We start from the raw sequence: 14,084 nt of genomic DNA on the forward strand, positions 1-14,084 counted from the left end.
TGTTTTATAAATAGTTGAGTCCGAGTAGCTTTTATACTGCTCCATCCCGCATCCGAATTTAAACCTCAAGGGAGTTAAACAGACTTAGTACTCAGCGTCTGCCCCGAAGAGGTGGCGAACTATAGCGATGGCTTAGGCTCATTGCAAGAAACTTTTAGAATTAATCATTTACATGGGTGTTTTTTATTCGCTTAATGATTTGTTGGCATCGAAATCACTATTGTTGGTTTTAAATTGAGCTTTAGCCAATAACTTTTATCATTTAACGGCGCTAACAGGTATAATGTCCAACTAATTTTTACTGTGTGTCGACTATCAATCAATGTTAAATTTTTTTGCTGCAGCTCCACGGGGCTATGAATACGCGTTATCACTTGAGCTTGCCGAGCTTGGCGCTTCTGAAATTAAAGAAAGTGTTGCTGGGGTTTATTTTTCGGCCTCGTTAGAGCTTGGCTATCGTATTACGCTGTGGTCGCGTTTGGCGAGCAGAATCATTTTCGTCATTTATAAAGGTCCTTGTGAATCACCTGAGCAACTTTACAATGCGGCTTATGGTATTGACTGGCAGATGCAGTTTTCCAATCGCAGTACCTTCAGCATCGATTTTCATGGCTTAGGTGGTTTCATTAAGAACACCCAGTTCGGTGCATTAAAAATCAAAGATGCGATTGTTGACCGTTTTAGAGACGATGACTTTTCTCGTCCAAACGTTGAAAGAGTGGATGCTGATTTTAGAATTGATGCCCATTTTAGACGTGGTGAGATCACTATCGGCTTCAATTTTTCTGGCCCAGCACTGCACAAACGTGGTTATCGCTCAACTACTGGTGAGGCGCCACTTAAAGAAAATCTTGCAGCTAATATGTTAGTTCGTAGTGGTTGGCAGGCTACTCCAACAGATCTGCTAGACCCGTTCTGTGGTAGCGGCACGATTTTGATTGAAGCTGCGATGATGGCTTGTGATATCGCGCCGGGCATCCATCGTGAGCGTTTTGGCTTTGACCATTGGTTACCCCATAACAAAAAAGTTTGGCAAGAACTATTAAACGAAGCCCGTGCGCGTGCGTCTATCGGTAAAACACGTTGTGGCATCAAGTTCTTTGGCTCAGATATTGATTCTAGACTGGTTGCGCTAGCAAAACGTAACGCTGAAAATGCCGGTGTACTTGAGCTAATCGACTTTAGTGTCTGTAATGCACTTGATGTCAAAGTTCCTGTAGAGACGGGATATTTAATTTCGAACCCACCATACGGTGAACGTTTAGGTAATGTGACTTCTCTACTTCAACTGTATTACCAGCTAGGTGATAAGTTTAAAGCTGAGTTTGGCGGTTGGAACATTGCTATCTTAAATAGCGATATCGAACTTTTATCTGCGTTGAAGCTTAAAGCTGATAAGCAGATGAAGATGAATAATGGCGCTTTAGAGTGTGCGTTTAACCTTTATACTGTGCATGCAGAAAATACCCGTCGTGTCGATCCTGCAAACATCAAGATTGAAGGGGATGTCAGTGATATCGCCGTGCCTTTTGCTAACCGTATTAAAAAGAATTTTAAGCAGTTAGAGAAGTGGGCTAAGAAAGAGGGCATCGATAGCTACCGTTTATATGATGCAGATATACCTGAATATAACGTAGCGATTGATAAGTACCTCGATTATGTTGTGATCCAAGAGTATTCAGCACCATCAGAGATCCCTGAAGCGGTGACCAAACGTAGATTAACTGACGTATTGATCTCACTACCTAGCGCAATTGGTATCGACCCGAATCATATTATTTTGAAGACCCGTGAGCGTAAGAAGGGCACGAATCAATATGAGAAGTTGGTTGCAAGCAAGCTTGAACTTATTACGACAGAATATGGCGCTAAGTTTAAGCTCAACCTGAAAGAGTATCTAGATACAGGCCTGTTTTTGGATCACCGTTTAACACGTAAGTTAGTGGGCGAGAAGTCAAAGGGGCGCAGCGTATGTAACCTGTTCTCTTATACCGGTTCTGCATCTGTACATGCGGCGCTTGGTGGAGCTAAGTCTGTCACTACCGTTGATATGTCTAATACCTATATCGATTGGGCAAAAGAGAACTTTGCATTAAATGGCCTAAACAGCGATAAATATCAGTTTGTACAGGCTAACTGTTTGCAGTGGATGAAGCGCACTCATGATAGATTTGACCTGATTTTTATCGATCCGCCGACCTTCTCAAACTCGAAGCGTATGGAAGACTCATTTGATGTGCAGCGCGATCACGTTGCCATGCTAAGCGATGTGTTCAAGCTTCTGAATCCTGGTGGGGAAATCATTTTCTCTAACAATAAGCGCAAATTTAAGATGGAAATCGCGGAGTTAGAAGCACAAGGTATGTCGGTTAAAAATATTGATAACCAAACACTGCCACTGGATTACAAGCGCAATCCGCATATTCACAACACATGGTTAATCACCCATGCAGGCTAACGCCTCAGTTATTTTATATCACACAGATGCGTGTCATCTGTGTGAATTAGCAGCTGATTTACTCATGCAGGCCGGCGTCACCTTTGATGCTTTGGATATCTGTGATGATGATAATTTAGCTGAGCAATATGGCATTCGAATCCCGGTCGTCAAAATTGTCGATTCCCAAAGTGAACTAAATTGGCCGTTTGATCTCGAAGCATTAGAAGAATTTTTAGGAGCGTAAGTTGAGTCTTGTACGTATTAATAACGGCTCTTTAGCCTACGGCTATACCCCATTATTACAAAATGCCGATTTTACTATTGAACCTGGCGAGCGTGTTTGTATCGTTGGTCGTAATGGTGCCGGTAAGTCTAGCCTGATGAAAGTTTTAAGCGGAGACGTATTACTGGATGAGGGTGAGTTTAATATCGCCACCGACGTTAAAGTGAGCCGTCTGCAGCAAGATCCACCTAAGGCGGAGCAAGGCACTGTTTATGCGTATATCGCCGCTGGCTTGAAAGAGGTCGGTGAAAAGTTAGAGCGTTACCATCAGCTTTCTCATGATATTGGCACCGCTTCTCCAGATGAGATGGAGCGAATGCTTAAGCAGATGGAACGTTTGCAAGAAGATATCGACCACCTTAATGGGTGGCAGTTAGATAACCGTATTAGTCAAAACTGTGAGTTGCTAGGCCTTGATGCTGATGCGCCTTTGTCCGAACTGTCGGGTGGTTGGCAGCGTAAGGTTGCCTTGGCACGCTCATTAGTCAGCGACCCAGATCTTTTACTACTCGATGAGCCAACCAACCATTTAGATATCGACACAATTGAATGGTTAGAGCAATTCTTATTAAGCTATCGCGGCGCTATTGTGTTTGTCAGCCACGATCGTGGTTTCATTCAACGCATGGCGACTCGAATCGTCGATTTAGATCGCGGTGTGGTCACCTCTTGGCCGGGGAATTATCAAGCTTACCTAGATGGTAAAGCCGAATGGCTTCGAGTGGAAGCTGAGCAAAATGCTCACTTCGATAAAAAGTTAGCAGAGGAAGAGGCTTGGATCCGTCAAGGGGTTAAAGCACGTCGTACCCGTAACGAAGGGCGCGTGCGCGCACTTAAAGAGCTTAGGGTTGAGCGTATGGCGCGTCTTAACCGTCAAGGCGGTGCCAAGATGGCGGTTGCCGACACTGAGCGTTCGGGTAAGTTAGTCTTTGATATCGAGAACCTTGAGTACAATTTACCAGAGAAGAACCTAGTTAAGAACTTTAGTTCAACGGTAATGCGTGGCGATCGTATCGCGCTAATCGGCCCTAACGGTTGTGGTAAATCGACACTGGTTAAATTGCTTATTGGTCAATTAGAGGCGCAATCGGGTAGTGTCAAAGTGGGTACTAAACTTGAAATTGCCTACTTTGACCAATATCGCGAAGCGTTAGATCCAGAGAAAACCGTCGAAGATAACGTTGGCGAAGGTAAGAAGACAGTAACTATCAATGGCCAAGATCGTCATATTTTGAGCTACTTACAAGACTTTCTGTTCTCTCCTATGCGTGCAAGAACGCCGGTTAAGGCATTGTCAGGTGGTGAAAAGAATCGTCTGCTGTTAGCGCGTTTATTGCTAAGACCGGCAAACTTAATTATTCTCGACGAACCAACAAACGACCTTGATATTGAAACATTGGAGTTGTTAGAGTCATTGCTTGCCGATTATAAAGGCACACTGTTACTAGTAAGTCACGATCGTGCATTTATTGACAATACAGTAACCAGTAGCTGGTGGTTTACTGGAAACGGTGGTTGGAGTGAGTATGTTGGTGGCTATCAAGATGCGGTTTCTCAAGGCGCTAGATTTTATTCTGAGGAACCTCAAGAGGTAAAAGCTGTCCAAGCTCCAGTGAGCGAGCCAAAAGCCGTTGAACAACCGAAAGTAGCTAAAGCTGAGAAGAAGCTTTCGTACAAGTTGCAACGTGAATTAGAGTCTTTACCTGCCTTAATGGAGCAGCTAGAGCAGGAAATTGAACAGCTGCAGACTGTTGTGAGTTCACCTGAGTTTTATGCTCAGGAGCAAAAAATAGTGAATGAAAACTTGAAAGCATTGTCCGATAAGGAAAGCCAGCTTGAAAGTTGCTTTGAGCGATGGGAAGAGCTCGAGTCATTGAAGTAAGCTAAAAATAAGAAATAGGAAGCGAGTTAATGAAGTTTAAGTTGGATAAAACCTTATCGTTAGTAGCTGTTGGTGTATTAAGCGTACTTCAAGGTGTGCAAGCGGCACCTGTTTATGAAATTGTTAATATTGATGGCTACCCTAATGTACAGAGCGGTACCTACGACCTTAATGGTACGATAGCCAATACTCGTAACGGCTACGGCATGGCTGTTAATGTGAATAATGAGGCGGTCGGTGCAGCGAAAGGTAAAAAGAAACTGACAGTGTCAGAAGATGACGATGGTGTGATCGACATCGAAGACGGAGTCGCGGATTCTGAAACGATCAGCTATTCTGTTGATCTTCCTATCATCGCTAACAACTTCACTTTTACTTCAGTTGGTAATGCGTGGATCCCTACGTTTGAAAGTGTCAATGGCACCACAGCGCCAACCTTTCCAGAAGATGAGGCCACGGTTAACTCGGTCGATACTTTTTTCTATGACATTAATGACAGCGGTCTTAAAGTTGGTGCGATGACTGCACCTGAGAAAACAGTTAAGTATGATGGTAGTAGTGAGACTCAGGAGTTTTGGTATTACCGTGATTACGAGCAGCGTGGCTTTGTTAAATCCGGGACCGATGCTGAAATTCCTTTAATCCCTCCTTACAGCGAATATATCTATAAGGAAGGCGAGTCCGGTGAGCAAATTATCAATGTTGGTGGTTTCTCAAGTGCCGCAGCGGTTAACGCTAGCGGTTTAGTTGCGGGTTATGCTAGTACAGATATCAGCGATAATAGTGCAAACATTATTAACTCATGTGTTGAAAAGGATAGTGAAACCGCGCCGCAAGAGATCTGTATACAAGGAAAGCAGTTTCCAAACCGATATGGCTACAGTGAAATTCAGTATCAGATCCGTGGTTATGTTTGGCAATATGAAGCTGGTGGCGTAACGGCGACAGAACTTCCGTTAGGCTTAGAGGTGACCAATGACAACGTTTATAGTGCTCAAGGTCTAGGAATCAATAGTGACGGGGTCGTTGCTGGCCGCTCTTATGTCTATCGCAAAAATGACAAAGACAGATTGTATTACGATGCAGCCTACTGGACTAAAGGGGCTGATGGAAAGTATGAGTACAATTGGGTAGATGTTGACGAAGCAAGAGATGTTTACTCATCGATTGCTTATGATATTAATGACAATGGCATCTTAGTCGGTAGTTACAATAAGTACATTAATGGCTATAGAAGAGATAAGTTCTTCTATTTCGATACTAACAGCCCTGAAACGCCGCTGGTTACGCCTAATGACTTCTATAACAACCTATCGGACTTGAGCAGCCGCGCGCGCGATATTAATAACCAAGGGCAAGTTGTTGGTTATATTGAGACGACTCACGATAAAGAGAAGCCTCGCCCTAAAGCGGCTTTTCTCTATGATCTACCGACCGATGAGTTTAGCAATGTAAATAACTTATTGACCTGTGAGTCGAAAGGGTATGCGAAAAATGCTGAAGGAAATTGGGAGCGCCACTTAGTTAAAGTACAAGATGGTTCGGGCAAGACATTAACCTATAAGAGCGAGATCATTGTCGTTGAGGGCAACAGCATCAACGAAGATGGAACTATAGTGGGTACCGCCTTAATTCGTAAGCCATCATATAAGTTTGATGAGGATGGTAACTTGGTGATTGGTGATAATGGGTTACCATTCTTCGAGATTAACGGTTATGGCGACCCAGTAACCTCTTTCTTACCTCGTATGGTTGTGCTACAGCCTGCAGCTGCAGGTGCAGAAGCTTGTACGGTTAAAGATGATGACGATAATAATGATAACTATAAGCGTAAAGGTGCGGCGAGTTTTGCATGGTTGCTAGCTTTACCACTACTATGGTTTAGACGTCGAGCTAAATAAGCACGATAGATTATTTACGCAGTATAAATCGAGGCTATAGGCCTCGATTTTTTTTGAAATAAATTTGTAATACTTCTCAATAGGTTAAAATTTAACCGTCATTTGAGCGGTTTTTAGGGATTGATCTCGAGTTTAAAAAGCATTATTTATGGTGGTGAAGCGTTAGCTTCTTTTGTTATCTCAAAGAGGATGCTTGCATGAAAAGACAAAAAAGAGATCGATTAGATAGAGCTTTTTCTAAAGGCTTTCAAGCAGGAATTGGCGGCCGGTCGAAGGAGATATGTCCATATTCGACACTTGATTCAAAATCGCAATGGCTGGGAGGATGGCGTGAAGGCGTTGATGGCAGACTGAGTGGCTTATTTAATAAGTAAGGCTCAGCACCTTATTTTAAGAAAGGGTTCTTGAAGTAAAGAATCATTGAGAAACTATTTTGCCCTCTAGGATAAAGAGGGCATTTTTATAGCATTAGCTAGTGTTTCATTGCCAATTAGAAGCTTGTGGTATCAGTAAAGATGCCAACTTTAAGATCTTTTGCACTGTAGATCTCACGACCATCCACTTCCATCGTAGCATCTGCGATACCCATAACGAGTTTACGGTATACCTTACGTTTTATGGTGAGCTTGTAGGTGACTTTTTTTGCCTCAGGCAGTACCTGTCCAGTAAATTTGACTTCACCGACACCTAGCGCACGTCCTTTGCCCTCAGCGCCTTCCCATCCAAGAAAGAAACCGACTAGCTGCCACATAGCATCCAGACCTAAACAGCCCGGCATAACCGGATCGCCTGCGAAGTGGCAGTCAAAGAACCAAAGTTCAGGATTAATATCGAGTTCTGCAACAATTTCACCCTTACCATATTCACCACCATCCGCGTTAATCTTAAGAACACGGTCGATCATCAACATGTTGTCTTTCGGTAATCTCGGAGAGTTCGGTCCGAATAGTTTGCCAAGTCCACAGGCAATAAGATCTTCTTTGGTAAAACTGTTTGCGTTACTCATTATTTTTGATACTCCAGCAATTTGAGCTGCCAAGGTTAGCGAACACGTGTACGCTAAACAACTCCGATCAGCTAGAAAATCTTAATTTTTCGATCAATCTTGCAAAAAGGCTCTTGTCCTCTTCTTGGTAGCCAGCCAAACTTTCTAAGCGTGATTGCACCAGGCCATAGAGTGACTCTTCAGGGAATTGGTTGTCTTCATCGGCAGTTCCGGCTTGGGTTTGCATCAAGATCTCGACGGCTTCATCAATATGCTTCACTTGATATAAGGTGAACTTTCCAGCCGTAATCGCTTCGACTACATCGTGATGCAAATTGAGTTGCTGCATGTTAGAGCTAGGGATAATAACACCTTGCTGCCCAGTGAGTCCTCGACGTTTACACAGCTTAAAGAAGCCTTCAATTTTTTCGTTTACGCCACCAATGGCTTGAACATTACCAAATTGGTCAATAGCGCCAGTCGCTGCCAAGCTTTGCTTAATTGGCTTTTCTGAAATAGCTGAAATCAAACAACAATATTCTGCAAGAGATGCACTATCACCATCGATCTCCTGGTAGGATTGTTCAAAAACAATATTGGCATTGAGGTGTAGTGGGGCATCTTTACCGAAGATCCGATAGAGGCATGCAGAGAGGATCATCATTCCCTTTGCGTGAATATTGCCGCCTAATTCTGATTTACGCTCAATATCGGCAACTTCCCCATCGCCATAATGAACAGATGCGGTAATTCGAGCCGGTTCACCGTAACTAAATTCAGCATTTTCAACTACGGTCAAACCATTTATCTGACCTATGATTTCATCTTGAGTAGGTAGGTTGATAAAAAGGTCATCAAAATTCTGCTCCGAGAGTTTCTCCGATGCATTATGACGCTGATTAATCATGGCAATGCTGTGCAGTAACACCTGCTCAGAGATCTCAAGGCTTTGGGCATAGGCTTTAGCTTGAGCCAACAGCTGTTCAATGTTTATCGCCATGAGGCTAAGGCGCTGCTGATGATCCGCTAGTTTTGAGCTGTATTGTAGCAGCAACAGCAGTGCTGAGCGGGTGAGGCTGATATTAAGATCATTGAATATATGAGCTAGCCAGTGGCAGTAATCTAATGCTGAATGTTCGGACAGATCCATCTCATTGATCAACTCGCCAAGCAGTGGGAAGTGGCGTGAGAAGCTCGGTTCACCCAACCAGCAACTACCATATTGATGGCTAGAGCCAATAAGCACAATTTTGCACTTTAAAGCGACAGCGGGTAGCTGTGAGTGGACATGATAAGTTTGCTTGTCGAGTATTTCGAGTAGCAGATCCCACAGGTTTTCTTTTTTCCACAAAGAGTCGGCGCAGATAAAAAGATAGTGGCTGCTGGCTAGCATTCCGGCTTCATAAGTTTTTGTTTCGCTGTTATAGCGACCAATTAAATCGGCCTTGCGTATGGAGCCCGACAGATATTGATACTGGTGAGTCTTGGTGGCAAGCACTTTACTTTGCTGTACTTCATGTTCAACCCAAGTTGTGACGTTATCTTCATCAAGGATTAAGCAAGATGTTTGAAGCTGTCCTTGCTCTTTAACTAAGGCATCGATAATTCGCTTTCGGTTACAACCAAAATAATCAGCCAAAAACATATGCTGATTATCTGTCTCAGTGAGTAAGCGAAATGCGTCTAGGCTGCGCTCTTGACCGAGTAGATCTGCCTTGGGGCTTGAGATGAACGCCTGTTCAGCAGCAAGGTTGAAACTGGGAAGAAGAGCAGAAGCAGGAATAACGTTTGAGTTCATAAATGTATATGTCTAGTTTTAGTAGGGAGATACTAGCACATTTTTAAGCAGGCTTTGACTGTTAACGTTTTGCTTATATATTTGAGTGCATCCGAGTGATATTGGAGTTGTTAAGTTAGACGATAGAGAGCCGCTTCAGAACTTATCGATCAATAGTTGAGCGGTAGAGCGCGTTTGGGAGCTTTTTTGCTGGAAATGGGTTTACATCACTAAAGGAAACACCTAATATTTACCTCGTTCGGAGAGATGGCAGAGTGGTCGAATGCACCGGTCTTGAAAACCGGCATGGGTTTGTAGCCCATCTAGGGTTCAAATCCCTATCTCTCCGCCATATTTAGAAAAGGTAGCCCAAAAGGCTGCCTTTTTGCATTTTCATCATTAAGTTATTGAATCTTAATGGTATCCCCTTCCTCTATCTTATTCATTTTAGATAAATTTTACTTTCTATATTCAGTTAGATGCGATAAATTAACCTTTATAACATTATCGATTTGATGTCTGTTAATTAGCAGATTTTAAGTTGAACTGCGAAGGGTAAGGCGACTTTGATCTCTGTATATTTAGTTGATGACCATGAGTTAGTAAGAACCGGCATTCGACGGATCCTCGAAGACGAACGTGGCATTAAAGTCGTGGGTGAGGCCGGAGATGGCGAAACCGCTGTCCAGTGGTGCCGTAAGAATGAAGCCGATGTTATTTTGATGGATATGAATATGCCCGGCATCGGTGGTTTGGAGGCAACACGTAAGATCCTACGTTTTCAGGCTCATGCAAAAATTATTGTACTCACCATTCATACCGAAGATCCTTTTCCGACTAAAGTGATGCAAGCGGGGGCATCAGGTTACCTGACCAAAGGGGCGACTTCTCCTGAAGTCTTACAGGCGATTAGGTAGGTGGCTCATGGGCAGAGATATCTGTCACCAGAAATTGCCCAGCAGATGGCCTTGAGTCAATTTAACCAATCTGAAGAGAATCCATTTAAGTCGTTATCGGAAAGAGAACTGCAGATCATGCTGATGATCACTAATGGTCAAAAAGTGAGTGAGATCTCTGAACAATTAAATCTAAGCCCTAAAACCGTCAATAGCTATCGTTACCGTTTATTCGCCAAATTGGGTATAGGTGGAGATGTTGAGCTGACTCGCTTGGCTATCCGGTATAAAATGTTGGATACAGGACAATTTTAAGAATTTAGCTCCCAACTTATGTCTGATGCATTTAATGCCGAACAATTTTTAAAGACAGTGACATCATCACCCGGTGTATATCGGATGTATGATGATAAAGGTGTTGTTATTTATGTGGGGAAAGCCAAAGATTTAAAGAAGCGACTTTCCTCTTACTTCCGCAAAAATTTAGCCAATGTTAAAACTCAGGCATTGGTGTCCCATATCGCTAATATCGACGTCACTGTGACTCATAGTGAAACCGATGCCTTGATATTGGAAAATGATTATATCAAGCAGTACATGCCTAAATACAATGTATTGCTGCGCGACGATAAGTCTTATCCCTATATTCTTCTAAGTGACCACAAATATCCTCGCTTGGCGTACCACCGCGGTGCTAAGCGTGATAAGGGGCAATACTTTGGCCCGTATCCTAATGGCGGCGCCGTACGAGAAAGCCTGCATTTAATGCAGAAAATATTCCCGATAAGGCAGTGTGACGATCTTTACTATAAAGCTCGTTCGCGGCCTTGTTTGCAATACCAGATTGGTCGGTGTAGTGCACCGTGTGTAGGTAAGATTTCATCACAAGATTATCAAGAACAGGTTAGGCTCGCGACTCTGTTTTTAAAAGGCAAGAATCAGCAGGTGATGTCGGTGCTGGTTGACAAAATGGAACATGCTGCGGCCGATATGCGTTATGAACAGGCTGCGCTCTATCGAGATCAAATTACCGCCTTAAGACGGGTCTCTGAGCAGCAAGAGGTATCAAACGCTTCGGGCGATATGGATGTAATAGGTGCATATTATGCTTCCGGTGTGGCTTGTTTTCATCTGCTATTTATCCGGGAGGGTAAGATTTTCGGTAGCCGCAGTTATTATCCTAAGGTTCCGGTCAATACCGAAGTGTCAGAGGTATTGCGCTCGTTTATGCTGCAGTTCTACCTTAACTCGGATAGCCAGCGATTAACGCCAAAAGAGATCTTAATCAGTGAGCCGTTCGAGGAGCAAAATGAACTTGCTGACGCAATTAAAACCGCTCAAAATAAGAAAGTTGAGATAAAAACACAGGTTCGTGGTGAGCGAGCAAGCTTTTTACGCTTGGCATTGACCAATGCGACTAATGCCGTTAATACGCGACTTTCTCACAAGAATACAGTTGAGCAGCGCTTCCTTCTTCTAGAAGAGGCGATTGAGTCGACAAATAAAATTCAGCGCATGGAGTGTTTTGATATTAGCCATACAATGGGGGAGAGCACAGTAGCCTCCTGTGTGGTGTTTAATCGAGAGGGGCCAAGCAAAGCTGACTATCGACGCTATAATATTACTGGGATCACCCCAGGCGATGACTACGCCGCAATGAAACAGGCGATAACCCGACGTTTTGATAAAATTGGTAGTGGTGGCAAAGTCCCCGATATCCTGTTTATTGATGGCGGAATAGGGCAGTTACGAATCGCTCAGAAAATAGTAGATGAGAAATTTGTCGCGTTAGACAATGCGCCGACCTTAATCGGTGTGGCGAAAGGAGAAGGGCGTAAGCCAGGCCTAGAAACATTGATCTATGGTGAGAATGAAGAATCATTCACACTACCTGCAGATTCAGGCGCTTTGCATCTCATTCAACATATTCGAGATGAGTCCCATCGTTTTGCTATTACAGGCCATAGAAATAAACGCCAGAAAACGCGCAACACCTCTACCTTAGAGTCGATAGCCGGAGTGGGACCTAAACGGCGCAAAGCGCTACTGCAATATTTGGGTGGTTTGCAGGAAGTTAAAGGTGCAAGTGTGTCTGAATTGGTAAAAGTGCCCGGTATTAGCTTAGAAATGGCACAAACGATACATGATGCATTGCGAGGGTAACAAAATTAAGGCAAGATTGGCGCTGCTTTTGAATATTAGGTTCTAAAATGCCGTTTAACATTCCTATTGCGTTAACATTGTTCAGGTTATTACTGTTACCTGTTTTTGTTGTACTTTTTTATATACCAGCACCTTGGTCACCCTTTGCTGCTGCATTTGTGTTTTGGCTTGCTGCGGTAACAGATGCGTTAGATGGTTACGCTGCGAGGAAATTAAAGCAGTCGACCCGTTTTGGTGCCTTTCTCGATCCTGTTGCCGATAAAATTATGGTGACAACGGCGCTAGTCTTATTGATTTCTGAATACAGCAATATTTGGCTGACACTACCCGCGTTATTTATGATTGGCCGTGAAATCGTGATTTCGGCCCTGCGAGAGTGGATGGCTGAAATTGGCAAGAGAGGAGCTGTTGCGGTTTCTTGGATTGGTAAATATAAAACCGCTGCACAGATGATCGCAATCACAGGATTGATTTGGCAACCGAATGAACTATTAACTTATGCTGCGTTTGCGCTGTTTTATGTGGCTGCGGTTCTGACATTCTGGTCTATGGTTAGCTACATTCTAGCCGCTTGGAAAGATTTGACGGCCGAATAGTCTGTTAAATCAACGATAAGATCAAATAGTGCGCAAACGGTTATTTATCTATAAATATAGCGTTGACTCTTAGAAGTAAATCGGTAGAATGCCATTCCGTAGTCAAGGGGAAGCGAACTAAGCAAGAACTTGAATACAGTTTAAATTGAAATGCGACATTAGCTCAGTTGGTAGAGCGATACCTTGCCAAGGTATAGGTCATCGGTTCGAACCCGATATGTCGCTCCAATTTAAACCATGTGGCGCGATGGCAGAATGGCTATGCTGCGGATTGCAAATCCGTCGATCTCGGTTCGACTCCGGGTCGCGCCTCCACAAATTAAGAGTTTGATGAGTTTAACCTTAATCTGGTTAGGCAATATTGATACCGACAATATGTATCATCAGAGTCAAAGAGTTTGCCCGTGTGGTGGAATCGGTAGACACAAGGGATTTAAAATCCCTCGCTGAATAAGCGTGCCAGTTCAAGTCTGGCCACGGGTACCAAATAACTCTCTTGTAGAGTTGCAGAGAAGCCTCGACACTGTCGGGGCTTTTTTGTATCTGGCGCTTAAAAGCACAAGAGATTTATTTTTTATAAGAGATGTCTCGTTGAATAGGCGTGCCAGTTCAAGTCTGGCCACGGGTACCATCTTCTTTTAGAAGAGTGACTAAACCAGCCTAGAGCTGGTTTTTTACATCTGAAATTTGAGATTTTATATCCCAAGGGATTTACTTTTTATAAGAGGTGCCTCACTGAATAGATGTGTTAGTTCAAGTCTGGCCACGGGTACCAAATAACTCTCTTGTAGAGTTGCAGAGAAGCCTCGACACTGTCGGGGCTTTTTTGTATCTGGCGTTTACAACAAAAGCACAAGAGATTTATTTTTTATAAGAGATGCCTCGTTGAATAGGCGTGCCAGTTCAAGTCTGGCCACGGGTACCATCTTTTTACGAAGAGTGACTTAACCAGCCTAGAGCTGATTTTTTTACGTCTGAAATTTGAGATTTCATATCCCAAGGGATTTACTTTTTATAAGTTCTGCCTCACAGAATAGATGTGTTAGTTCAAGTCTGGCCACGGGTACCAATAACTCTCTTGTAGAGTTGCAGAGAAGCCGCGACACTGTAGGGGCTTTTTTGTATCTGTTGTTTAAGGCGAAACACAAGTTATAAGGGATG

Annotated in this window: 9 protein-coding genes, 4 tRNA genes and 1 pseudogene; 12 read left to right on the forward strand and 2 right to left on the reverse strand. The window is 43.4% G+C overall.

The annotated features are described in order from the left end of the window. The first annotated feature begins 322 nt into the window (after positions 1–322). The 5 genes from rlmKL (at position 323) to rmf (ending at position 6,880) form a co-directional block, all read left to right on the forward strand. On the forward strand, positions 323–2,458 hold the full coding sequence (gene rlmKL / locus JMA39_RS11560) for a bifunctional 23S rRNA (guanine(2069)-N(7))-methyltransferase RlmK/23S rRNA (guanine(2445)-N(2))-methyltransferase RlmL (protein ID WP_202722024.1): 2,136 nt from the start codon (positions 323–325) through the stop codon (positions 2,456–2,458). After that, positions 2,448–2,684 carry a glutaredoxin family protein gene (locus JMA39_RS11565; protein ID WP_202722025.1) on the forward strand — a complete coding sequence of 79 codons (237 nt, stop codon included), beginning with the start codon at positions 2,448–2,450 and terminating at the stop codon, positions 2,682–2,684. Before rlmKL ends, JMA39_RS11565 begins: the two co-directional genes overlap by 11 nt. Before the next feature lies 1 nt (position 2,685). Further along, complete coding sequence (locus tag JMA39_RS11570) at positions 2,686–4,605, forward strand: ABC transporter ATP-binding protein (protein ID WP_202722026.1); 1,920 nt, start codon at positions 2,686–2,688, stop codon at positions 4,603–4,605. A gap of 29 nt (positions 4,606–4,634) precedes the next feature. Next, complete coding sequence (locus JMA39_RS11575) at positions 4,635–6,506, forward strand: DUF3466 family protein (RefSeq protein WP_202722027.1); 1,872 nt, start codon at positions 4,635–4,637, stop codon at positions 6,504–6,506. Between the two features lie 197 nt (positions 6,507–6,703). Beyond that, a complete protein-coding gene (rmf, locus tag JMA39_RS11580) occupies positions 6,704–6,880 on the forward strand; it encodes a ribosome modulation factor (protein WP_202722028.1) in 177 nt (58 codons plus the stop codon). 116 nt (positions 6,881–6,996) lie between these two features. On the opposite strand, the gene fabA is transcribed toward rmf, so the two are convergent. Together fabA and JMA39_RS11590 are read right to left on the reverse strand one after the other, a co-directional pair. Then, on the reverse strand, positions 6,997–7,512 hold the full coding sequence (gene fabA / locus JMA39_RS11585; RefSeq protein WP_202722029.1) for a bifunctional 3-hydroxydecanoyl-ACP dehydratase/trans-2-decenoyl-ACP isomerase: 516 nt from the start codon (positions 7,510–7,512) through the stop codon (positions 6,997–6,999). A 67-nt stretch (positions 7,513–7,579) separates the two neighbouring features. After that, positions 7,580–9,289 carry a S16 family serine protease gene (locus JMA39_RS11590; protein ID WP_202722030.1) on the reverse strand — a complete coding sequence of 570 codons (1,710 nt, stop codon included), beginning with the start codon at positions 9,287–9,289 and terminating at the stop codon, positions 7,580–7,582. Positions 9,290–9,529: 240 nt separating this feature from the next. Here JMA39_RS11590 and JMA39_RS11595 point away from each other — a divergent pair. The 7 genes and pseudogenes from JMA39_RS11595 (at position 9,530) to JMA39_RS11625 (ending at position 13,409) form a co-directional block, all read left to right on the forward strand. Beyond that, positions 9,530–9,620 (forward strand) — tRNA-Ser (locus tag JMA39_RS11595). A gap of 214 nt (positions 9,621–9,834) precedes the next feature. Then, a pseudogene (uvrY, locus tag JMA39_RS11600) lies at positions 9,835–10,479 on the forward strand (UvrY/SirA/GacA family response regulator transcription factor). A gap of 18 nt (positions 10,480–10,497) precedes the next feature. Further along, positions 10,498–12,327 (forward strand): excinuclease ABC subunit UvrC, encoded by a 1,830-nt coding sequence (gene uvrC, locus JMA39_RS11605; RefSeq protein ID WP_202722031.1) that lies wholly within the window; start codon positions 10,498–10,500, stop codon positions 12,325–12,327. Positions 12,328–12,374: 47 nt separating this feature from the next. Further along, on the forward strand, positions 12,375–12,923 hold the full coding sequence (pgsA, locus tag JMA39_RS11610) for a CDP-diacylglycerol--glycerol-3-phosphate 3-phosphatidyltransferase (protein WP_202722032.1): 549 nt from the start codon (positions 12,375–12,377) through the stop codon (positions 12,921–12,923). Positions 12,924–13,075: 152 nt separating this feature from the next. Next, positions 13,076–13,151, forward strand: a tRNA-Gly gene (locus JMA39_RS11615). Positions 13,152–13,164: 13 nt separating this feature from the next. Then, a tRNA-Cys gene (locus JMA39_RS11620) sits at positions 13,165–13,238 on the forward strand. A gap of 85 nt (positions 13,239–13,323) precedes the next feature. Continuing rightward, positions 13,324–13,409 (forward strand) — tRNA-Leu (locus JMA39_RS11625). Positions 13,410–14,084 lie beyond the last annotated feature (675 nt).

The organism is Shewanella schlegeliana (assembly GCF_016765635.1).
Taxonomy (GTDB): Bacteria; Pseudomonadota; Gammaproteobacteria; order Enterobacterales; family Shewanellaceae; genus Shewanella; species Shewanella schlegeliana.

Bases quoted from the DNA above. Each gene is read 5' to 3' on its own strand.
- rlmKL (WP_202722024.1), top strand. From the start codon at position 323: ATGTTAAATTTTTTTGCTGCAGCTCCACGGGGCTATGAATACGCGTTA.
- JMA39_RS11565 (WP_202722025.1), top strand. From the start codon at position 2,448: ATGCAGGCTAACGCCTCAGTTATTTTATATCACACAGATGCGTGTCAT.
- JMA39_RS11575 (WP_202722027.1), top strand. From the start codon at position 4,635: ATGAAGTTTAAGTTGGATAAAACCTTATCGTTAGTAGCTGTTGGTGTA.
- rmf (WP_202722028.1), top strand. From the start codon at position 6,704: ATGAAAAGACAAAAAAGAGATCGATTAGATAGAGCTTTTTCTAAAGGC.
- fabA (WP_202722029.1), bottom strand. From the start codon at position 7,512: ATGAGTAACGCAAACAGTTTTACCAAAGAAGATCTTATTGCCTGTGGA.
- JMA39_RS11590 (WP_202722030.1), bottom strand. From the start codon at position 9,289: ATGAACTCAAACGTTATTCCTGCTTCTGCTCTTCTTCCCAGTTTCAAC.
- uvrC (WP_202722031.1), top strand. From the start codon at position 10,498: ATGTCTGATGCATTTAATGCCGAACAATTTTTAAAGACAGTGACATCA.
- pgsA (WP_202722032.1), top strand. From the start codon at position 12,375: ATGCCGTTTAACATTCCTATTGCGTTAACATTGTTCAGGTTATTACTG.